The organism is Mycobacterium paraense (assembly GCF_002101815.1).
In the GTDB taxonomy this organism is placed as follows: Bacteria; Actinomycetota; Actinomycetes; order Mycobacteriales; family Mycobacteriaceae; genus Mycobacterium; species Mycobacterium paraense.
On record NZ_LQPM01000013.1, the window covers coordinates 218,698 to 238,903 of the forward strand.

Annotated in this window: 18 protein-coding genes; 11 read left to right on the forward strand and 7 right to left on the reverse strand. The window is 70.3% G+C overall.

Annotated features, from left to right (window positions below):
- The first annotated feature begins 3 nt into the window (after nt 1-3).
- From AWB89_RS13080 to AWB89_RS13110, 7 genes are all read left to right on the forward strand, one after another.
- Nucleotides 4-573, forward strand: coding sequence for a D-sedoheptulose-7-phosphate isomerase (locus tag AWB89_RS13080; protein ID WP_085174107.1), 570 nt, complete (start codon nt 4-6; stop codon nt 571-573).
- Complete coding sequence (locus AWB89_RS13085) at nt 570-1,985, forward strand: PfkB family carbohydrate kinase (protein ID WP_085174109.1); 1,416 nt, start codon at nt 570-572, stop codon at nt 1,983-1,985. The genes AWB89_RS13080 and AWB89_RS13085 overlap by 4 nt, the downstream gene beginning before the upstream one ends.
- Before the next feature lies 1 nt (nt 1,986).
- Nucleotides 1,987-2,682, forward strand: a complete 696-nt coding sequence (locus tag AWB89_RS13090) for an SDR family oxidoreductase (protein WP_085174110.1) — start codon at nt 1,987-1,989, stop codon at nt 2,680-2,682.
- A complete protein-coding gene (locus AWB89_RS13095) occupies nt 2,673-3,632 on the forward strand; it encodes a glycosyltransferase family 9 protein (RefSeq protein ID WP_241520487.1) in 960 nt (319 codons plus the stop codon). The genes AWB89_RS13090 and AWB89_RS13095 overlap by 10 nt, the downstream gene beginning before the upstream one ends.
- Nucleotides 3,629-4,933: a UDP-glucose dehydrogenase family protein gene (locus AWB89_RS13100; RefSeq protein ID WP_085174112.1), complete on the forward strand. Its 1,305-nt coding sequence runs from the start codon at nt 3,629-3,631 to the stop codon at nt 4,931-4,933. Before AWB89_RS13095 ends, AWB89_RS13100 begins: the two co-directional genes overlap by 4 nt.
- Before the next feature lie 204 nt (nt 4,934-5,137).
- Entirely contained in the window at nt 5,138-6,931 is a 1,794-nt protein-coding gene (locus tag AWB89_RS13105) for a thiamine pyrophosphate-requiring protein (RefSeq protein WP_085174114.1), read from the forward strand.
- A gap of 17 nt (nt 6,932-6,948) precedes the next feature.
- On the forward strand, nt 6,949-9,888 hold the full coding sequence (locus tag AWB89_RS13110; protein ID WP_085174116.1) for an FAD-binding and (Fe-S)-binding domain-containing protein: 2,940 nt from the start codon (nt 6,949-6,951) through the stop codon (nt 9,886-9,888).
- Here AWB89_RS13110 and AWB89_RS13115 read toward each other — a convergent pair.
- Together AWB89_RS13115 and AWB89_RS13120 are read right to left on the reverse strand one after the other, a co-directional pair.
- Complete coding sequence (locus AWB89_RS13115) at nt 9,841-10,497, reverse strand: UdgX family uracil-DNA binding protein (RefSeq protein WP_085174118.1); 657 nt, start codon at nt 10,495-10,497, stop codon at nt 9,841-9,843. The genes AWB89_RS13110 and AWB89_RS13115 overlap by 48 nt on opposite strands.
- Before the next feature lie 80 nt (nt 10,498-10,577).
- On the reverse strand, nt 10,578-11,138 hold the full coding sequence (locus tag AWB89_RS13120) for a hemerythrin domain-containing protein (RefSeq protein WP_085174120.1): 561 nt from the start codon (nt 11,136-11,138) through the stop codon (nt 10,578-10,580).
- Between the two features lie 181 nt (nt 11,139-11,319).
- On the opposite strand from AWB89_RS13120, the gene AWB89_RS13125 reads away from it, so the two are divergent.
- Both AWB89_RS13125 and AWB89_RS13130 read left to right on the forward strand, forming a co-directional pair.
- Complete coding sequence (locus AWB89_RS13125; RefSeq protein WP_085174122.1) at nt 11,320-12,354, forward strand: hypothetical protein; 1,035 nt, start codon at nt 11,320-11,322, stop codon at nt 12,352-12,354.
- Between the two features lie 26 nt (nt 12,355-12,380).
- Nucleotides 12,381-12,740, forward strand: coding sequence for a hypothetical protein (locus AWB89_RS13130; RefSeq protein ID WP_085174124.1), 360 nt, complete (start codon nt 12,381-12,383; stop codon nt 12,738-12,740).
- On the opposite strand, the gene AWB89_RS13135 is transcribed toward AWB89_RS13130, so the two are convergent.
- Genes AWB89_RS13135 through AWB89_RS13145 form a run of 3 tightly spaced genes read right to left on the reverse strand, consistent with a single transcriptional unit; the run spans nt 12,691 to nt 14,974 of the window.
- A complete protein-coding gene (locus AWB89_RS13135; protein ID WP_085174126.1) occupies nt 12,691-13,002 on the reverse strand; it encodes a hypothetical protein in 312 nt (103 codons plus the stop codon). The two genes, AWB89_RS13130 and AWB89_RS13135, sit on opposite strands and share 50 nt — an antisense overlap.
- Before the next feature lies 1 nt (nt 13,003).
- Nucleotides 13,004-14,500, reverse strand: coding sequence for a molybdopterin-dependent oxidoreductase (locus AWB89_RS13140; RefSeq protein ID WP_085174128.1), 1,497 nt, complete (start codon nt 14,498-14,500; stop codon nt 13,004-13,006).
- A 15-nt stretch (nt 14,501-14,515) separates the two neighbouring features.
- Nucleotides 14,516-14,974 (reverse strand): oxidoreductase, encoded by a 459-nt coding sequence (locus AWB89_RS13145; RefSeq protein WP_085103898.1) that lies wholly within the window; start codon nt 14,972-14,974, stop codon nt 14,516-14,518.
- A gap of 163 nt (nt 14,975-15,137) precedes the next feature.
- Between AWB89_RS13145 and AWB89_RS13150 the strand changes: the two genes are divergently transcribed.
- Nucleotides 15,138-16,142, forward strand: coding sequence for a sensor domain-containing protein (locus AWB89_RS13150; protein WP_085174130.1), 1,005 nt, complete (start codon nt 15,138-15,140; stop codon nt 16,140-16,142).
- 23 nt (nt 16,143-16,165) lie between these two features.
- Nucleotides 16,166-17,137: an aldo/keto reductase gene (locus AWB89_RS13155; RefSeq protein WP_085174132.1), complete on the forward strand. Its 972-nt coding sequence runs from the start codon at nt 16,166-16,168 to the stop codon at nt 17,135-17,137.
- A gap of 46 nt (nt 17,138-17,183) precedes the next feature.
- On the opposite strand, the gene AWB89_RS13160 is transcribed toward AWB89_RS13155, so the two are convergent.
- Both AWB89_RS13160 and glgX read right to left on the reverse strand, forming a co-directional pair.
- Nucleotides 17,184-17,951 carry an SDR family oxidoreductase gene (locus AWB89_RS13160; protein ID WP_085174134.1) on the reverse strand — a complete coding sequence of 256 codons (768 nt, stop codon included), beginning with the start codon at nt 17,949-17,951 and terminating at the stop codon, nt 17,184-17,186.
- 104 nt (nt 17,952-18,055) lie between these two features.
- Entirely contained in the window at nt 18,056-20,206 is a 2,151-nt protein-coding gene (gene glgX / locus AWB89_RS13165) for a glycogen debranching protein GlgX (protein ID WP_085174136.1), read from the reverse strand.

The following is a 20,206-nucleotide window of genomic DNA, read 5'->3' on the forward strand; positions in this document are numbered from 1 at the left end:
GCAATGATCGAAACGCATTTCGACCAGCTGCGAGAGGCGGTGGGCCGCACCAGCTCCGAGGCGGACCGGCTGCGCGGCTGGGGCCGGCAGCTGGCGTGGGTGCTGATGACCGGGGGCCGCCTGCTCGCATGCGGCAACGGCGGCAGCGCCGCGGAGGCGCAGCACCTCACCGCCGAAATCGTCGGCCGCTTCCGCGAGGAGCGAATACCGCTGTCCGCCATCGCCTTACACGCCGACACGTCGGCGCTGACCGCGATCGCCAACGACTACGGCGAGGACGAGATGTTCGCGCGCGGCGTGCGGGCGCACGGTCGGCCCGGGGACGTGCTGGTGTCGCTGTCCACCAGCGGCAGCAGCCGAAACGTGCTGGCCGCGGTCAAGGCCGCCCACGACGTGGGCATGGTGACTTGGGCGCTGACCGGCCCGGAGCCCAACGTGCTTGCCGCCATGTGCGACGAGGCCATCTGCGTGGACGCCGCGACCACGGCTACCGTGCAGGAGATCCACCTGATGCTGATTCACGGCCTGTGCATGGCCCTCGACGACGTGCTGCTCAGCGAGCAACCGTCATGACGGCCAAACCTCTTGTCATCGTTGGGGATTCGATCCTCGACGTCGATGTCCTGGGCTCGGCCACGAGGCTGAGCCCCGAGGCTCCGGTGCCGGTGGTCGACGCCGAACGGCTCGTACAACGGCCGGGCGGGGCCGGGCTGGCGGCCCTGCTCGCGGCCAGGACCGAGACCGCCGTGGTGTTGATCACCGGCATCGCCTCCGACGACGCGGGCCGGCAGCTGCGCGCCCTGCTCGCGGCCGCGGGGGTCACGGTGCTGGCGCTGCCGATGTCCGGAACGACGGTGACCAAGACCAGGATCCGGGCGCGCGGCCAGTCGATGCTGCGGCTCGACCGGGGCGACGGCGCCCCGGTGAATCGTCCGCTCCCGGCGCAGGCCAAGGCGGCCCTGGCCGGCGCCGGCGCGATCTGCGTCGCCGACTACGGCGCGGGCGTGACCGCGCTGCCCGTCATCCGGGAGGCGCTCGGCGGCGTGGCATCCCGGGTGCCGCTGGTCTGGGACCCGCACCCGCGGGGCGCCCCGCCGGTGGCGGGTTGCGCGCTGGTGACCCCGAACGCCGAAGAGGCGCGCCACTTTTGCGACCAGCCCGGGTGTGACCCCGCCGAGGTGCTGCTGCGCAAGTGGGCCGCCCACGCAGTGTGCATCACCCGCGGGGTCCACGGCGCACGCGTGCACGCGCACGGGCTGGCGGCGTGCCACGTCGGAATCCCGGAGGGAACCCCGCAGGACGCCGCCGATGTGTGCGGCGCCGGGGACCGCTTCGCCGTCGCCGCGGCCGTCGCACTGGCGAGCGGCGCCGACCCGGTGGCGGCGGTCAAAACCGCCGTCGCCGACGCCGCCCGGTTCGTCGCCGCCGGCGGCGCCGCCGCGGTGTCGACGCCCGTCCCCGGCGGCGACGCCGGCATCGTCTCGGCGGCAACGCAACTCGAGGACACCACCGCGGTCGACGCGATCGCGCTGGCCGAACGGCTGCGGCGCGCCGGCCGCACCGTGGTGGCGACCGGCGGGTGCTTCGACCTGTTGCACACCGGGCACGTGCGGCTGCTTCGGCAGGCCCGCGAGCTCGGCGACGCGCTGATCGTCCTGGTCAACTCCGACGAGTCGGTGCGCGCGCTCAAGGGCGACGGGCGACCGGTGATGCGCGACGTCGACCGGGCGCGCGTGCTGGCCGCACTCGGCTGCGTCGATGCGGTGGCGATCTTCGACGGGCCCACGCCCGAGCGCTTGCTGGACACCCTGCGCCCCGACATCTGGGTGAAGGGCGGCGACTACGCGGCCGCCGAACTCCCCGAGAGCGACACCGTGCGGCGCCACGGCGGCACCGTGATCATCCTGCCCACCGTGGCCGGCTACTCCTCCTCCCGTTTGATCGCCGCGGCGACCTCCGCCCGCGAACTCACCGAAAGGTCTTGATGTGACAGCACAATCGCTCGAAGGCGTCCTGATCACCGGCGGCTCCTCCGGACTGGGCGCGGCCACCGTCGCGGCCGTGGCCCGGCGCGGCGGCGTGCCGCTGGTCATCGACAAGAACCCGCCGGCGGCGGACATCCCGTACGCGGCCGCCGACCTCGCCGACACCGGCGCGGTGGCCAGCGCCGTCGACTCGTTGGCCGAGCGGGTCGGCGGCCGGATCACCGGCGTGTTCACCGCGGCGGGCATCGACTCCTGCGGCGCGCTCGATCAGGTGCCGGCCAAGGAATGGGAACAGGTCATCGCCGTCAACCTGATCGGCACCGCCTCGGTCGTTCGTGCCGCCCTGCCGTATCTGAGGGCCAGCGGTGGGCGGATCGTCACCTGCGCCTCGACGCTGGGCATCAAGGCGGTCGGGGACGCCACCGCGTACTGCGCCTCCAAATTCGGGGTCGTCGGCTTCACCCGCGCGCTGGCGGCAGAACTCGCCGGGGAGGTCGGCGTGACGCTGCTGATTCCCGGCGGCATGCACACCCCGTTCTTCGACGGGCGGCCCGACCAGTACAAGCCGCCGCCGGACGCCAAGCTCAACGCGCCGGGCGACGTCGCCGAGACCGTGCTGTTCGCCCTCTGTCAGCCCGCCGGCTGCGAGCTGCGCGAAATGGTCGTCTGCGCCTCGACGGAGTCGTCGTGGCCATAGGCCTGAAGGCCGATCCCCACGCCGACACCATCGTCGTGCTGCGCGCGTTGGGGCTCGGCGACCTGCTGACGGCCGTGCCCGCCCTGCGTGGGCTGCGCCGCCACTACCCCGCGGCCCGGGTGACGCTGGCCGCCCCCTCCCGGTATCGCGAGCTCGCCCTGCTGACCGGGGCGATCGACGACGTGCTGCCCACCGCGTGCCTGGGCGATTTGCACGAGCTGCCGCAGCCGCCGGGCCTGGCGATCAACCTGCACGGGTGCGGGCCGCAAAGCATCGACCACCTGCTCACCTGGCGGCCGCAGGCCGTGCTCACCCATTGCCATCACCGCCATCCGGCCCTGGCGGGGCCGCCATGGCGCACCGACGTGCACGAGGTGCAGCGCTGGTGCGCCCTGCTGGAGTGGGCCGGAATCCCTTGCGAGGCAGACGATGTGCGGCTGCCGCGACCGTCGGTGCACCCCGACCGCATCGGCGCGGTGGTGATCCATCCCGGGGCCTCGGCGCCGGCGCGGCAATGGCCGCCGGACCGGTTCGCGGCGGTGGCCGCGGCGCTGCGCGACGAGGGACACGAGATCGTGATCACGGGATCGGCCGCCGAATTCGGCCTCGCCCACGAGGTCGCCCGCGCCGCCCGGTTGCCGCGGACGGCGGTGGTGGCCGGCCTGCTGGACGTGACTGCGATGGCCGCCCTGATCAGCGACAGCCGCCTGGTCATCTGCGGGGACACCGGGGTGGCGCACCTGGCCGCCTCGACCGGCACCGCGTCGGTGGTGCTGTTCGGCCCCACCGCCCCGGCCCGCTGGGGGCCGCGCGGGCCGGCCCCGCACGCCGCGCTGTGGGCCGGCGGCGTCGGCGACCCGCACGCCGACACACCGCACGAGGGGCTGCTGTTGATCACGGTGGGCCGGGTGCTGGCGGCCAGCCGCCAAATCCTCGAGGAGACGGCATGATTGACGGGCCGCGCGTCGGTGTGGTGGGCGCCGGCTACGTCGGATTGACCACCGCGGTCTGCGTGGCCGCGGCGGGCCTGGACACGGTGGCCGTGGACATCGACCCCGAACGGGTGCGCAGCCTGGCCGCCGGCATCCCGGTCATCGACGAACCGGAACTGCCAAAGCTGCTGCGCGACGGGCTCGCCCGCGGCACGCTGCGCTTCACCGCCGACTTCGGCGAACTCGCCGGCCGCGACGTCGTGTTCGTCTGCGTTCCCACGCCCAGCGCCGACGACGGGCGCGCGGATCTCGGCGCCGTGCGCTCGGTGGTCGACCGGCTCGGGGAGGTCCTGGCGCCCGGCGCCATCGTGGCGCTGAAGTCCACCGTGCCCGTCGGCACCACGTCGGCCATGGCGGAGCGCCTGAGCGACAAGGGCATTCGCGTCGTCTCCACCCCCGAGTTCCTGCGTGAGGGCCGGGCCGTGCACGACTTCCGGCACCCCGACCGGCTTGTCATCGGCACCCACGACGAGGCGGCGGCGCGGGCGGTGCGACGCTCCTACGGCCTGGGCGCCGAGCCCGTGCTGCGGATGAGCCCGGAGAGCGCCGAGCTGGCCAAGTACGCCTGCAACGCCTTCCTCGCCGTCAAGCTCTCCTATGCGAACTCGCTGGCCGCGCTGTGCGCCCGGGTGGGCGCCGACATCGACGACGTCACCGGGTGCATGGGCGCAGACCGGCGGATCGGTCCGGATTTCCTGCGCCCCGGGCCCGGCTGGGGCGGCTCCTGCCTGCCGAAGGACACCGCCGCGCTGCTGCACACGGCGCGCCGGCACGGGATCGCGTTCGTCGAGGTGGACGCGGCGCGGCGCACCAACACCGCGCAGGCGGGGCGGATCGCCGCGGCGCTGCGGCAGCGGCTGGGCCGGCCGTTGGCCGGCTGCCGGATCACCGCGCTGGGGTTGACGTTCAAGGCGGCCACCAGCGACACCCGCGACTCCCCCGCGCTGGCCGCCTGCCGGCAACTCGCCGAGGACGGCGCCCAGGTGATGGGATACGACCCGCAACTGCCCCACCTCGATCCCACCGCGCTGCACCACTCCCGGGTGACCGCCGTCGACGACCCGTATCGCGCCGCCAAGGCCGCCGAGGCGATCGTGGTGCTGACCGAGTGGCCGCAGTTTCGCGGCCTCGATTGGCACGCCATCGCGCGGGACGCGCCGTCGGCGCTCGTCCTGGACACCCGCAACACGCTCGACCCGGCCACCGTGCGGGCCGCGGGGCTGGGGTACCTGGGAAACGGCGCGCCCCGCGGGTTCTGATGCCGGCCGACGGAGGCAGGAATAACGATCCCGAATTCGGGTATGCGGGAATTTGTGCGCCGACGCACGCGCGACAGCGCTGCTCGGAAAGCTGCCCGGAAAGTCGAACCCATGGCGATCCGGGGTCTGGTTCGGTTCGGCGCGGCGAACACGCCGATGCGCGGCCAAACGACACCCCATCTTTTCTGACTAGGAGGGCAATCAATGTCTAAGCAAGAGGTCTCGGACTACCTGCTGGAGCGGCTGAGGACTTGGGGCGTCGAGCACGTATTCGGGTATCCCGGCGACGGCATCAACGGCATCCTCGCCGCGTTCGGGCGCGCCGAGAACAAGCCCATGTTCATCCAGTCGCGGCACGAGGAGATGAGCGCGTTCGAGGCGGTGGGCTACGCCAAGTTCACCGATCGGGTCGGGATCTGCATGGCCACGTCGGGCCCCGGCGCGATCCACCTGCTCAACGGTCTTTATGACGCCAAGCTCGACCACGTCCCGGTGGTGGCGATCGTCGGGCAAACCAACCGCAGCGCGATGGGCGGGTCGTATCAGCAGGAAGTCGACCTGATGAGCCTGTATAAGGACGTTGCCAGCGACTACGTCCAAATGGTCACTGTCCCAGAGCAATTGCCCAACGTGCTGGACCGGGCCATCCGCGTGGCTCTGGCCCAGCGCGCACCGACGGCGCTAATCATCCCGTCCGACGTGCAGGAGCTGCCGTACTCGCCACCCACCCACGCGTTCAAGATGGTGCCCTCCAGCCTGGGCATCGAGTGGCCGGCGGTTTCCCCCGACGACGCGGCGATCCAGCGCGCGGCCGAGGTGCTCAACGCCGGGAAGAAGGTCGCGATGCTCGTCGGCAACGGCGCCGCCGGGGCCCGCGACGAACTGATCGAGGTCGCCGACCTGCTCGGCGCCGGGGCCGCCAAGGCGCTGTTGGGCAAGGACGTGTTGAGCGACGAATTGCCCTGGGTCACCGGCTCGATCGGGTTGCTGGGCACCCGGCCCAGCTACGAGCTGATGCGCGACTGCGACACTCTGCTCACGGTGGGGTCGAGCTTCCCCTACACGCAGTTCCTGCCGGAGTTCGGGCAGTGCCGCGCCGTGCAGATCGACGTCGACGGCCGGTTCATCGGGATGCGCTACCCCTATGAGGTCAACCTGGTTTCCGACGCGAAGGCCGCGCTGCGGGCCCTCATTCCGCACCTGCGGCGCAAGGACGACCGGAGCTGGCGCGACACCATCGAGTCCAACGTGTCGCGCTGGTGGGAAACCATGGAGATGGAGGCGAAGGTCAGCGCCGACCCGATCAACCCCATGCGGTTGTTCTCCGAGCTGTCCCCCCTGCTGCCCGAAAACGCGATCGTCACGGCGGATTCCGGTTCGGCGGCCAACTGGTATGCGCGAAACCTGCGGTTCCGCGGCAACATTCGCGGGTCGCTGTCGGGCACCCTGGCGACGATGGGCCCCGGCGTCCCGTACGGCATCGGCGCGAAGTTCGGCCACCCGGAGCGCCCCGTCATCGTGTTCGCCGGTGACGGCGCCATGCAGATGAACGGCATGGCCGAGCTCATCACGATCAAGCGGTACTGGCAGGAGTGGGCCGACCCCAGGCTGATCGTGGCGATCCTGCACAACAACGACCTCAACCAGGTCACCTGGGAGATGCGCGCGATGGCGGGCTCCCCGAAATTCGCGGAGTCCCAGAACCTTCCGGACATCGACTTCGCCGGATTCGCGGCCAGCCTGGGCCTGAACGCGATGGCCATCAAGGACGGCGACGAACTCGCGGACGCCTGGCGCAGCGCGCTGGCCGCGGACCGTCCCACGGTGCTGGACGTCTACACCGACCCGGACATGCCACCGATTCCGCCGCACGCCACCTGGGATCAGTTCAAGGCGGCCACCGCGGCGGTGCTGTCCGGCGACGAGGACCGGGTCGGCTTCGTCAAGGTGGGTCTGAAAACCAAGGCGCAGGAGTTCTTGCCGCACAAGAAGAGCTGACGGGGTGACCCGGGGAAATGACGGGAAATCACACACCTACGTTGTTCGAGGCGCTGGCCGCCGATCTGCGTGCCGGCGTCGACGGTGAGGTTCGGTTCGATCCGGGCTCGCGCGCGACCTACTCCACCGACGCCTCGAACTATCGGCAGGTGCCCATCGGGGTCGTCGTGCCGCGCACGCCGGAAGCCGCGGTCGACGCGGTCGCCGCGTGTCGCCGGCACGACGTCCCGGTCCTGTCCCGCGGCGGGGGCACCAGCCTGGCGGGGCAGTCCTGCAACGCGGCGGTGGTCATCGACTGGACCAAGTACTGCACCCGGATTCAGTCCGTCGACACCGAAGCCGGTGTCGCCGTGGTGGAGCCGGGCATCAAGCTCGACGTGCTCAACGACCACCTGCAGTCGTCGGGCTGGATGGTCGGACCCAAGCCGTCCACCCACGTCAGTTGCGCGATCGGCGGGATGATCGGCAACAATTCCTGCGGCTCGAGCGCCCAGGCATACGGCAAGATGGTCGATTCGGTGCGCCGGATGGAGGTGCTGACCTACGACGGGCTGCGGATGTGGGTGGGCCCGACCGACGACGACGAGTACGCGCGAATCATGGGCCAGGGCGGCCGGCGGGCCGAGATCTATCGCGGCCTGAAGGACATCGCCGACGAATATGCCGACGACATCCGGCGGAAGTACCCCCGGATTCCCAGACGGGTGTCGGGCTACAACCTCGATTCGCTGTTGGGAGAGAACGGCTTTGACGTCGGCAAGGCGCTGGTCGGTTCGGAGAGCACGCTTGTCACGGTGCTGCGCGCGGAGCTGTCGCTGGTGCGGATCCCCGGGGCCACCGCGCTGGCGGTCCTGGGCTTCGGCGACGTCTTCTGCGCCGCCGACGCGGTTCCGGCGGTGCTCGAGCACAACCCCTCGGCCCTGGAGGGCCTCGACCACCGCCTGGTGGAGCTGGAGCACTCGCGGCGGCTGGCCGAGAAGGCGTTGCGCCAGCTGCCGGACGGCAAGGCCTGGCTGATGGTTCAGTTCGACGGCGACGACCAGGACGAGGCCGATCGCAAGGCCAAGTCGATGATCGACGCTCTGCAAGGGGAATATACGGACGCCACGGTGATCGATGACCCCAAACGCAAGAAGGAGGTCTGGGCCGCCCGCGAAGCCGGGCTGGGCGCGACCGCGTATCCGCCCAACGAGCCCGAGACCCATGAGGGCTGGGAGGACGCCGCGGTGCCGCCGGATCGGCTGGGCGATTACCTGCGTGACTTCCGCCGGCTGCTCGACCGCTACGACTACGGAAGTGCCTCGCTCTACGGGCATTTCGGCCAGGCCTGCGTGCACACCCGGATCCCGTTCGTCTTGCGAACCGCCGAAGGCATCGCCAAATACCGTTCGTTCGCCGAAGAATCGGCCCGGTTGGTTGTGTCCTACGGCGGCTCGCTGTCCGGCGAGCACGGCGACGGCCAGTCCCGCGGTGAGTTGCTTTCCATCATGTTCGGCGAGCGCATCGTGGGCGCCTTCGAGCGGACCAAGGCGCTGTTCGATCCCGACAACCGGATGAACCCCGGCAAGGTCGTCCACCCGTACAAGCTCGACGAGAACCTGCGCTACGGCGCGGGTTATCGGCCGGCCGAGCCGAAGGTCCTGTTCGCCTACCCCGACGACGACCACCGTTTCTCGCGCGCCGCGGCGCGCTGCGTGGGCGTCGGCAAGTGCCGCGGGCACGAGTCGGGCGTGATGTGCCCCAGCTACCGCGCCACCGGCGAGGAGGAACACTCCACCCGGGGCCGGGCGCGGCTGCTGTTCGAGATGGTGCAGGGTGACGTCATCACCGACGGCTGGCGTTCGACCGAGGTGCACGACGCGCTGGATCTGTGCCTGGCCTGCAAGGGTTGTCGCAGCGACTGCCCGGTGAACGTCGACATGGCGACCTACAAGGCCGAGTTCCTGTTCCACCACTATCGGGGCCGCTTCCGGCCGATGGCGCACTACTCGATGGGCTGGATCCCGTTGTGGGCCCGCCTGGCCGCGGTGGCGCCGCGCACGCTCAACGCCGTCGCGCACGCGCCCGCGTTGTCGACGCTGCTCAAGAAGGCCGGCGGCATCGACACCCAACGCGAGCTGCCGCGCTTCGCCGACGAACGGTTCACCGCGTGGTTTCGGCAGCGGCCCGCGGCCGCCGCGGCGGCACCGCGGGGGCGGGTGGTGCTGTGGCCGGACACCTTCGTCAACAACTTCGAACCCGACGTCGGCAAGGCCGCCGTCGCCGTGCTGGAGGCGGCCGGCTTCGAGGTCGAGGTGCCGAACCGGACCGTGTGCTGCGGGCTGACGTGGATCTCCACCGGCCAACTCCCCACCGCCAAACGCGTTCTGCGGCGCACCCTTGCGACGCTGAAACCGGCGCTGCGGACCAGCACCCCGGTGGTGGTGCTGGAACCCAGCTGCGCCGCGGTGTTCCGCTCGGACCTGCCCGAACTGCTGTACGGCGACGAGGACGCGCACCGACTGGCCGACCAGACCTACACCCTCGGCGACCTGCTGGCGGCCAAGGCGCCGGACTGGAAGCCGGCCGCGCTGCGGGGCAGCGCCGTCGTCCAGCAACACTGCCATCAACACGCGGTGCTGGGCTACACCCACGAGCGCGAACTGCTCGGCGATGCGGGGCTGGACGTCGACGTCCTCGACGCCGGATGTTGCGGCCTGGCGGGCAATTTCGGCTTCGAGAAGGGGCACTACGACATCTCGGTGGCGTGCGCGCAGGACAAGCTGATCCCGGCGTTGAGCGGCGCCGACGACGACGCGTTGGTGCTGGCCGACGGGTTCAGCTGCCGCACCCAGATCCGCGGCCTCGCCCCCGACCGCCGCCCGATGCACGTCGCGCAGGTCCTGGCCCAAACGGTCCGGGCGCCCGGCTCACTGCGCGGAGGCGGTCCGGGCGCTGCGCAGATCGTCGACGAATGACTTGTACGCCTCGTCGTGGGAATCGCTGCGATCGCGCAGCACCGACGACGGGTGCACCGTCGCGACGACGACCGGCTCCGGCTCCAGGTCGACCTCGACCGTGCCGGGCAGTCCGAGGACCTCGCCGCGCTGGGCGGACACCCGAAACGCCGCTCCCAGAAGCGATTGCGCGGCGGTCGCACCGAGGCACAGGATCACCTGCGGCCGCACCGCCTCGATCTCGGCGATCAGCCACGGCCGGCACGCGACCACCTCGGTGCGGCTCGGTTTCTGGTGGATCCGCCGTTTGCCGCCCTTGCGGGTGAACTTGAAATGCTTGACGGCGTTGGTCTGATACGTCAGCGCCGGGTCAATGCCGGCGTCTTCGAGCGCCCGCGCGAGCAAGCGGCCCGCGGGCCCGACGAACGGCAGGCCGGCACGGTCCTCCTGGTCCCCCGGCTGCTCACCCACCAGCATGAGCGGCGCCCCCGGGTGCCCGTGGCCGAAAACCGTTTGGGTGGCATCGGCGTACAGGGGGCAGCCGTGGCAACGGTCGGCCGCGGCTTGCAGCGCCTCGAGCCCGCGATCCTCGGGCACATACCGCGCGGCGCTGAGCTTGGTGGTCGCCATGAGTCAAGCCTTAAGACGGGCGCAGCCCGGGGACGTCATGTCCCCGGGCATACCCCTGGACCTCGGCGTGAAACGCCGCGTCAGCCCTTTCCCATGATGGCGTCGCGGGCCCGATCGAGCATCGCCGCGAAGGGTCCGGCGGTCAGGTTGGCCATCTGCGACTCGACGCCGGCGTGCGGCCGGGTGGGCGCGATCGCCTCGGCGAGCTTGGCGGCGCGGCCCATCCGCTGCAGCTCGTCGTCGCTCAATTGCTCGCCCAGCTTGGCGAACTCGTCGGATTCCTCGTGCTGGGCGTGATCGAGAACGGCATCCCGCAGCTCGGTGAGATGCCGGGTGAACTCCTCGCTGTCGACGTCGAGCTTCTCCAGCTTCTGCAGGACCGTCTTGGCCTCGTGCTCTTCGGCCAGTCGCTTGTCGACCACCGCGCCGCCGTCGGCGATCTTCCGCTTGGCCCGCGGGTGAACGACCTCCTCCTCGGCGGTCTCGTGCACGGCCAGCATCCGGCGAAGTTCGAGGAACGACTTCTCCCGCTCTTTGCCCGAGGCCGACAGCGTGTCGGCGAACAACGACTTGATCTGCTCGTGCTGACTGACAAGGAAGTCGACCACATCGGTGGGCGACTTGATGGCGTGCTGCGCCATGATGTCCCTCCCAAAGCCATTTGGTTTCAATTGAGCGCGCGGGCTGTTGCGCGCTCTCCAGCGGCTACCCGGGGGCCCCGGCCACCAAACGGGCCACGCGCTGTGGCCGGAAAAACACGTGTGAGGTGGGCCGATTCGGGTAATCATCCGGAAAACGCCCAGGTTTGAAAGGACGACAGCGATGGGGTGGCGGGTGGCGATGGCCGGCGCTCTGGGCGCCGTCACCGTGGCGGCCGGTTGCGCGACGCCGGGATCGACGCTGGAGAGCGCGCCGGCGGTGGTGTTGTGGTCGGTCGGGGCGGCCCTGCGCCAGCCCGTGTGGTCCTATCGCACCAACGCCCTGGTCGCCATCACCGACGATCACCGGCTGGCCGAGGTCAGCCAGGGGGCGCGCCCCGACGACGCGACGACGCGCCTGTCCGCGCCCATGGCGGTGGGCCGCAACCTGCAGATCAGCCAGAAGGACGACCGGGTCGTGTTCGTGCCGCAGCCCGAGCGTGGCCGCGTCGCCTCCGTCGACCTCCAAAGCCTGCGCCAGGTCAACGATTTCGACGCCGGCCCGGCCCCGGCCTACCTGGCCGAAGACGCCGGGATGCGGATATTGCTCGCCCTGTCGGCGGACGGGACGGCGGTCACGCCGGTCGACCAGTACGGCTTCCCTAAGTTGCCGACGGCGCCCATTCCCGACGATCCCGCGGAGGCCATCGACGGCGCCAACCGCGGGCGAAAGATCGACTACCACGTGTACGCGGCGTCGGGAATCCGCTATTACGAAGGCTTTACGTCGCCTCCGCAGCAGCGCGGCACGCTGGGCATGGACGTCGCGGTCTCGGCGGGCGACGGCGCCGCGGACACCCGCAACTACATCGCCGGACACGACAGCAGCACGCTGTACGCCGTCGACTCGCGCCGCGGCGGCAGGGGGATGGAGGTGCTGGCCAGCGCCCAATTGCCCGCGCCGATCCGCGAACTCGGCACCGACGACACCCGGATCTACGCCGCCACCGACCGCGAGGTGGTGGTGCTCGAGACGGCAAGCTTCACCGGCTTTGCGGACCGCAAGATCCCGGTGATCCGCGTCATCGACTACCGGTCCGCGCTGCCCGGCGACGCCGCGGGAGCCCACCCGTCGGGCATGGCCATCGGGCCGCACCGCGTCTATCTCACGCTGGCCGGCGCGCCCTACGTGATCAGCGTCGCCAAGCCGCATCTGTGAGCGTCTGCGAGGGTTAGGAGAAACCGATGAGCGCAACACAAAACCCCACCCGCGCGGCGATCGACATCGACAACGACGTCGAACTGATCACCCAACAGATCAAGGCGCTCAAGGAACTTGCCCAACAGGACGACGCCGAGGCGATCAGCGAAGGACAACGCTACGACTTCAGCATCAGGTGGGGCACGGTGCTGGCGGGTCGGCTGCGCCGGCTGGTGCACTACAGCTCGCTGGGCCGGCTCAACGAGGCGGACGAGCGCCGGTTTCACGCGTTGCGCGACGAATTGCGCACGCTGTCGCACCTGATCGATCGATTCCGGCTCGCCCAGCCCGATTTCACCGACCGCCCGCCCGCCAGGGCGAAACGCTTCCGTCCCCGTCGCTGAGGAAATCCCTCTCCGCCAACACGATTCCGGCCCGCGGCTTCGCGCAGTCCGGGTTGCGACAGGTCAGCCCGACCATGTAGGCGTCGGAATCCTCGTCGAGGAACAAAAAGCCGAGATACAGGGCGTCGCCGACGTCGAAGTCCGTCGCCCCGCAGCATTCGCAGTGCCCACCCTTGGCCGCGATCTGCGCCGACACCCGGTCGCGGGCCGCCGGGTACAGGGCGATCAGCTCCGGGCGCACCAGGGTGTCGTCGTCACTCATGTCAGATCTCCACGTCCTTGTCGTAGTGGACGTTGTCCTCCCGCCAGCCGCCCAGGCCGTACCCGATGCCGCGGTGGTCGTCGATGAACTCGATCTGGTTGATCCACTTGGCCATCTTGAAGCCGACCTGCGTCTCGACCCGCAGCCGCAGCGGCGCACCGTGCTTGATCGGCAACGGTTTTCCGTTCATCTCGTACGCCAGGATGGTCTGCGGCTTGTAGGCCAGTTCGAGATCCATCACCTCGTAGAACTGCCCCTCCCCCTCGGCGCTGGGTTCGTCGCGCCCGGTGTCCTGCATCGTCAGGAAGCACACGTAGCGCGCCTGCGGCAGCGGGCGCACCAGGTCCGCCAGCGCGGCCAGCGGCAGCCCCGTCCATTCGCCGATGCTCGACCAGCCCTGGACGCAGTTGTGCAGCACCCGCTGGCTTTGGGCGTCGGCCAGCGCGCGCAGCGCGGCGAGGTCCAGCGTCACCGGCTCTTCGACGAGCCCACCGACGCGCAGCCGCCAGTCGACGAAGTTGTGCACCGCCATCACCTTGTACTCGGCCGAGCACGGCGGCTTGCCGTTGACGCGGTGTTCTTCCGACAGCATCCGTTCCGGATAGTCCTGTCGCGAGTCCAGGGGGCGCAGCAGGAGCAGCCGGGCCCGCGTGATGACGGCGCCGAGGATGCGGCGGACCTGGACCGGCCGGCGCAGGCTCCACACCGTGGCGGCGACGTGAATGGCGACGATCGCGCCGATGATCACGAACGACAACACGGTGCCCAGGGTGACGTTGCGGACCGAGCCCAGGATCATCGAGGAGTTGAGCTGGCCCCAGCCCCAGAAGAAGACCATCGACACGTGGATCGCGATGAAGACCAAGAACGCGACCAGCCCGAGAAAGTGCAGGCTGCGCGCGGATTGCCGCCCGCCGAAGGCCCGCACGAACCAGGGGAAGCGGGCCTCGATCGCCGGGGACTGCGCCGCGCCGGTGAGGATTTGGAACGGCGCCAGCAGGAAGATGACGCCCGCGTAGGTCAGCTTCTGGATGGCGTCCAGCGGTTCGTTGGGCAGCAGCGGGGGCAGGTTGAACGTCATGTAGGTCAGGACGTCGTTGCCGGCCTCCACGAACGTCGCCCACGACTGGGGCCAGTACCGGTGCCACTGGCCCGTAGCGAACAGCAGGATGTAGTACGACAGCCCGACCAGGACCCAGCCGATCACCGAGATGAAGTGCCAGTGCCGCCCCATGCCGAGCTTCTTGTGACCGGGCAGCGCCACCAGCGGGCTGTAGTCCTCCTCCTCGTCGAGGGTGTCGAAGAGCTTGTCGGTCGGCATCGTCTTGGTGGTGAAGCGCGCCCACTCGGTGCCGGGCTTGCTGTCCTCACGCCAATACAGCTTGGGGTGGGTGGACAGGATCTCGATGCCGCTGCGCAGCAACAACGTCAGAAACAGGACGTTGAGCCAGTGGTCGATGCGCAGCCATGCCGGGTAGTCGAGCACGATCTCGGTCATTTAATGCCCCCCCGCTCAATCCTCCCAGTGCTGCCGCCGCGGGTGGGCGACGTTGATGCCCAGCAGCACCGACCCGTGCAGTCCGATGAAGGCGCCCGCGAACGCGAGCGCGAACGTCGCCGGCGCGACGTCCCACCGCCCGGTGACGGTGGTCATGCCGGGCAGGCTGGCGATCCGCGTGGCGACGTCAACGCAGAGAATGATCACCGAGAGCAGGCTGCCGAGAAACCAACCCGCTTGTGTCACAGCGGGATTGCGACCGAAGCCCATGCTGGCGGCGGCCAGCAGGCACGCCGCCATCACCACGACGGCGTACACCACGAAGGCCGCCGGCAGGCCGTCCTGCTCGGCCACCACGTACATCAGGTAGCCGTGCAGGCCGGCGATGCCGGCGAGCAGGACGGCGCCCAAACCCGTTACGAGCCTGGGTAAGTCGAAGGCGACGTAGCCGCCGAGGGACAATATTCGAAACATCCTGCTGCGGTGCCAGTTTTCTGGCCACGACTCGACGAGAAAACCCACATCGCGCGCGTACCCGATGCCCAATTCTTCAAACGTCGCCTTGTAGGAACTGCCGTTTTCGTTTCCGACGGACTACATTCGCGGCAGGGTCGCAGGCTAAGGAGGAGGCCGCCGCGTGAATCCTCAGGATCCGCTCGGGTATGGCCCGTACGGCCCGTTCAGTTACGACCCGCTCGGCCGCGTGCCGCCGGCGCCGCCGCCGGTGGAGCTGCCACCCGTCCCCGCGCCACCGCCGCCGTCGTCCCGCCCGCCCGTCAACACGCTGGCGACGCAATCGCTGGTGTTCGCGTTCCTCTCCCCGCCCGTCGGCGCGGTCCTGGGACACCTGGCGCTGGCACGCATCCGCCGCACCGGCGAGCCCGGCCGAAGCCGCGCGCTGGCGGGGGTGGTGCTGTCGTATGCGTTCGTCACCCTGGTGGTGCTCGCGCTGCTCGGCTGGGCCGCCCTGGCCGCGTTTCGGTCCGGCCCGGCCCCGACGGCGGCACCGGCCACCACGGCCGCGGCGCCGCCGGGTCCCACGGTCGCCCCGGGCGGCGTGGCCACGCTGTTGCCCAGCGTCGGCGACCTGAAGACCATCACCGATGACCAGAACCTCGAGGCCGGCCAGACGTGGGACCATCCGGCCCGCTCCGACCGGGAGGGCACCATCGACCGTCCGGAGTGCTGGGGCGCCATCGCCCCGGGGACCCCGGACGCGTACAGCGTCGACGCCCTGTTCGGCTACCACGCCGCCGAATTCTCCGACACCCGCAGCCTGCTGAAGTCGGTCCAGGTGATCGACGCCGCGGCGGCGTTTCGCGACGGGCCGGCGGCCCAGTCGCAACTGCAGAAGCTGCAGGACGGGTGGCGGCAGTGCGGCGGGACGACCGTGAGCGTGACGATCCCCGAGGCCGGCGCCATTCCGTTCGCGGTGAGCCCGCCGGCCGATGCCGGCAACGGGATCACCACGCTGGGGCTGACCCCCAAGGGGCTGCAGGTGCGCTCCGCCCGCGCGATCGCGGCCAAGGCCAACGTCGTCGTCGACCTCTACGTGTCCTACAGCGGCACCACCGACGCCGACCGCCCCCGCACCACGGCCGTGAGCATCGCCAACTTCGTGCTCAACAAGATCCCCGGCTGAGGCGCCCCAGTAGGGTGGGCCCCATGAAATATCTGGACGTCGACGGGGTCGGCCGGGTCAGCCGAATCGGCCTGGGCACCTGGCAGTTCGGGTCGCGGGAGTGGGGCTACGGGGAGGGTTACGCCTCCGGCGCCGCGCGCGACATCGTCCGCCGGGCCCGCGCCCTGGGGGTCACGCTGTTCGACACCGCCGAGGTGTACGGCCTGGGCAAGAGCGAGCGGATCCTCGGCGAGGCGCTCGGCGACGAGCGCGCCGAGGTCGCGGTGGCCAGCAAGGTCTTCCCGGTGGCCCCGTTCCCCGCGGTGGTCAAGCAGCGCGAGCGCGCCAGCGCGCGCCGGCTGGGTCTGGACCGCATCCCGCTCTACCAGATCCATCAACCCAACCCCGTGGTGCCGGACTCGGTGATCATGCCGGGGATGCGCGAGTTGCTCGACGGCGGAAAGATCGGCGCGGCCGGCGTCTCGAACTACTCGCTGGCGCGCTGGCGCAAGGCCGACGCGGCGCTGGGGCGGCCGGTGATCAGCAACCAGGTGCATTTCTCGCTCGCCCATGCCGGCGCGGTCGAGGACCTGGTGCCCTTCGCCGAGCGCGAGAACCGCATCGTGATCGCCTACAGCCCGCTGGCCCAGGGGCTGCTGGGCGGCAAGTACGGCCTGGACAACCGCCCCGGTGGGGTGCGGGCGGTGAACCCGCTGTTCGGGACCGAGAATCTGCGCCGCATCGAGCCGCTGCTGCAGACGCTGCGCGACGTCGCCGCCACGGTCGGGGCCAAGCCGGCGCAGGTGGCGCTGGCCTGGCTGATCCACCTTCCGGGCGTCGTCGCCATTCCCGGCGCGTCGAGCGTCGAGCAACTCGAGTTCAACGTCGCGGCCGCCGACATCGAGCTGCCCGCGGATTCCCGCGACGCGCTCACCGACGCCGCGCGCGCCTTCCGGCCCGCGTCGGCCGGCCGCTTCCTGACCGACCTGGTCCGGGAGAAGTTAGGCCTGCGCTGACGGCGGCGACCCGCCACGCCCGGCTAAGCCGCGCTTGCGATCGCCGCTAGGACTGGGCGGCGTCCGCGAACGCCGCGGGGGCGGCGGGCGCGCCCCGGGCGACCACGACCGGCATCGACGTCGAGGAGTTGGTGCGCAGGATGGTGTGGACCACGTCGATGAGGTCCTCGACGGGCATCAGCTTGCCGGGCATGCAGCCGCGGGAGGCCCAAAGCGGGGCGGCCTGCATGGCGAGGTCCATGTCCCAGCCGATGTTCATGCCCGTCTGGCCGTCGCCCTCGCCGCCCGCGCATTCGCCCACGATCAGGTTGGTGAAGCCGACGTCGGGGTGTTCGGCCCGCCATGCCTCGACGAGCCGCTCGAGGGCCGCCTTGCTGACGCCGTACGCGCCGAGCCCCGGCCAGGGCGGCCCGAAGGTGCCGGCGTCGGAGGCCAGGTAGACCACCTTCCCCGCCGACTCGGTTAGGTGCGGCATCGCCGCCGCCGTCACCAGCGCGGCGCCGATCACGTTGGTGTCGAAGACGCGCCGCCAGGTGTCGGCGTCGGTGTCGACCATGCGCACGAGCGGGCCGATGGCCGGCGTGTACACCAGGTTGTCGATCCCGCCGAGCGCCGCCGCGGCGGCGGCGATCGCCGATCGGCACGACGCCTCGTCGGTGACGTCGCATTCGATGGCGACCGCGCCCGATCCCGCCTCCTGAGCGGCGGCCTCGATGCGCTCGCGGCGCCGCGCGAGCAGGGCGACCTGATCGCCGCGCTGCGCCAGCCCGACGCTTATGCATCGCCCGAGTCCGCTCGAGGCGCCGACCACCACTGTCCTTGACATATTTGCCCTCTCCTGTAACGAGCCCGCTGCAGGCACAGCGTATCGACCGGGGGCCGGCTACGTAACGTTCGGGCGGAATTCTGTCAACCGGCTCAGCCGCCGTCGGCGGCCTGCAGCACCACGGCGGTGTGCGCGTCCACGGTGAGCATGCCGCCCCCGGGCACCTCCTCCGCCGGCGTCTCCTCGTCGGGTCCGGTGAACACCACGAGCTGCCACGCGGCACCGAATTCCTTTGGCGGCAGCGTGAATTCGATGGGCTCATAGTGAGCGTTGAAGCACAGCAGGAAGGAGTCGTCGAGGACGCGCTGCCCCCGCGCGTCGCGGTCGGGGATGCCGTGGCCGTTGAGGAACACCGCGACCGACTTGGCGAACCCGGCGCCCCAGTCCTCCTCGGTCATCTCGGTGCCCTCGGGGGTGAACCAGGCGATGTCGGGCAGCCCGTCCTGGCCGCGGCGGCCCAGCGGCTTGCCGGAAAAGAACCGGCGCCGGCGGAACACCGGGTGGTTGGCGCGCAGCTCCGACACGACGCGGGTGAACTCCAGCAGGCCGTTATCGGCCTTCGCCCAGTCGATCCAGGTGATCTCGTTGTCCTGGCAGTAGCCGTTGTTGTTGCCGTTCTGCGTGCGGCCCAGCTCGTCGCCGTGGCAGATCATCGGCACGCCCTGCGAAAGCAGCAGCGTGGTGAGGAAGTTGCGCTGCTGGCGGGCCCGCAGCGCGTTGACGTCCGGGTCGTCGGTCGGCCCCTCCACGCCGCAGTTCCACGACCGGTTGTGACTCTCCCCGTCGTTGTTGTCCTCGCCGTTGGCCTCGTTGTGTTTCTCGTTGTAGGACACCAGGTCCCGCAGCGTGAACCCGTCGTGGGCGATGACGAAGTTGATCGACGCGACGGGGCGGCGCGCCGTGTGCTCGTAGAGGTCGGCCGACCCGGTCAGCCGGTAGGCGAACTCGTCGAGGGTCGACGGCTCGCCGCGCCAGAAGTCCCGCACCGCGTCGCGGTACTTGCCGTTCCACTCCGTCCACTGCGGCGGGAAGTTGCCCACCTGGTAGCCGCCCGGCCCGACGTCCCACGGTTCGGCGATCAGCTTGACCTGGCTGATCGTCGGATCCTGTTGCACCAGTTCGAAAAACGTCGCCAGCCGGTCGACGTCGTAGAACTCGCGGGCCAGCGTGGCGGCCAGGTCGAAGCGGAAGCCGTCGACGTGCATCTCGAGCACCCAGTAGCGCAGCGAGTCCATGATCAGCTGCAGCGCGTGCGGATGCCCGACGTTGAGGCTGTTGCCCGTGCCGGTGTAGTCCATGTAGTAGCGCTTGTCGTCGTCGACCAGCCGGTAGTAGGCGGCGTTGTCGATGCCGCGCATCGACAGCGTGGGGCCCATGTGGTTGCCCTCGGCCGTGTGGTTGTAGACGACGTCGAGGATCACCTCGATGCCCGCCTCGTGCAGGGCCCGCACCATCGCCTTGAACTCCTGCACCTGCCCGCCCGGGGAGGCCGCGCTGGAGTACTTGAAGTCGGGGGCGAAGAACCCGATCGTGTTGTAGCCCCAGTAATTCGACAGGCCCTTGTCCACCAGGGTCGAGTCGTTGGCGAAGTGGTGCACCGGCATCAGCTCGATGGCGGTGACGCCGAGGCTCTTGAGGTGCTCGATGATCACCGGGTGCGCCACGGCCGAGTAGGTGCCGCGCAGCTGTTCGGGGATGTCGGGATGGGTCTGGGTCAGGCCCTTGACGTGCGCCTCGTAGATGACGGTGTCGGCGTACTGGTGGTCCGGCGGCCGGTCGTTGCCCCAGTCAAAGTAGGGGCTGATCACCACCGACTTGGGCATGCTGGGCGCCGAGTCGTCGTCGTTGCGGCTGTCGGGGTCGCCGAAGTTGTAGCTGAACAGCGACTGGTTCCACTCGAAGGTGCCGTCGATGGCCTTCGAGTAGGGATCCACCAGCAGCTTGTTCGGGTTGCACCGCAGCCCGTTCTCCGGCTCGTACGGGCCGTGCACGCGGTAGCCGTAGCGCTGGCCGGGTTCGATGCCGGGGATGTAGGCGTGCCAGACGAACCCGTCGACCTCGGGCAACCGGACCCGGCTCTCCGTTCCGTCGGCGTCGAACAGGCACAGCTCCACCCGCTCGGCCACCTCGCTGAACACCGCGAAGTTGGTCCCCGCGCCGTCGTACGTCGCGCCCAGCGGGTAGGCCCTGCCCGGCCACACCTCGCCGGTGGGCGTGGGCGCGGGGGTTTCTGCGGATGTCAT

Excerpts from the sequence above, each read along its gene's own strand:
- AWB89_RS13080 (WP_085174107.1), top strand. The coding sequence starts at position 4 with ATGATCGAAACGCATTTCGACCAGCTGCGAGAGGCGGTGGGCCGCACC.
- AWB89_RS13085 (WP_085174109.1), top strand. The coding sequence starts at position 570 with ATGACGGCCAAACCTCTTGTCATCGTTGGGGATTCGATCCTCGACGTC.
- AWB89_RS13100 (WP_085174112.1), top strand. The coding sequence starts at position 3,629 with ATGATTGACGGGCCGCGCGTCGGTGTGGTGGGCGCCGGCTACGTCGGA.
- AWB89_RS13105 (WP_085174114.1), top strand. The coding sequence starts at position 5,138 with ATGTCTAAGCAAGAGGTCTCGGACTACCTGCTGGAGCGGCTGAGGACT.
- AWB89_RS13110 (WP_085174116.1), top strand. The coding sequence starts at position 6,949 with ATGACGGGAAATCACACACCTACGTTGTTCGAGGCGCTGGCCGCCGAT.
- AWB89_RS13115 (WP_085174118.1), bottom strand. The coding sequence starts at position 10,497 with ATGGCGACCACCAAGCTCAGCGCCGCGCGGTATGTGCCCGAGGATCGC.
- AWB89_RS13120 (WP_085174120.1), bottom strand. The coding sequence starts at position 11,138 with ATGGCGCAGCACGCCATCAAGTCGCCCACCGATGTGGTCGACTTCCTT.
- AWB89_RS13125 (WP_085174122.1), top strand. The coding sequence starts at position 11,320 with ATGGGGTGGCGGGTGGCGATGGCCGGCGCTCTGGGCGCCGTCACCGTG.
- AWB89_RS13130 (WP_085174124.1), top strand. The coding sequence starts at position 12,381 with ATGAGCGCAACACAAAACCCCACCCGCGCGGCGATCGACATCGACAAC.
- AWB89_RS13135 (WP_085174126.1), bottom strand. The coding sequence starts at position 13,002 with ATGAGTGACGACGACACCCTGGTGCGCCCGGAGCTGATCGCCCTGTAC.
- AWB89_RS13140 (WP_085174128.1), bottom strand. The coding sequence starts at position 14,500 with ATGACCGAGATCGTGCTCGACTACCCGGCATGGCTGCGCATCGACCAC.
- AWB89_RS13145 (WP_085103898.1), bottom strand. The coding sequence starts at position 14,974 with ATGTTTCGAATATTGTCCCTCGGCGGCTACGTCGCCTTCGACTTACCC.
- AWB89_RS13155 (WP_085174132.1), top strand. The coding sequence starts at position 16,166 with ATGAAATATCTGGACGTCGACGGGGTCGGCCGGGTCAGCCGAATCGGC.
- glgX (WP_085174136.1), bottom strand. The coding sequence starts at position 20,206 with ATGACATCCGCAGAAACCCCCGCGCCCACGCCCACCGGCGAGGTGTGG.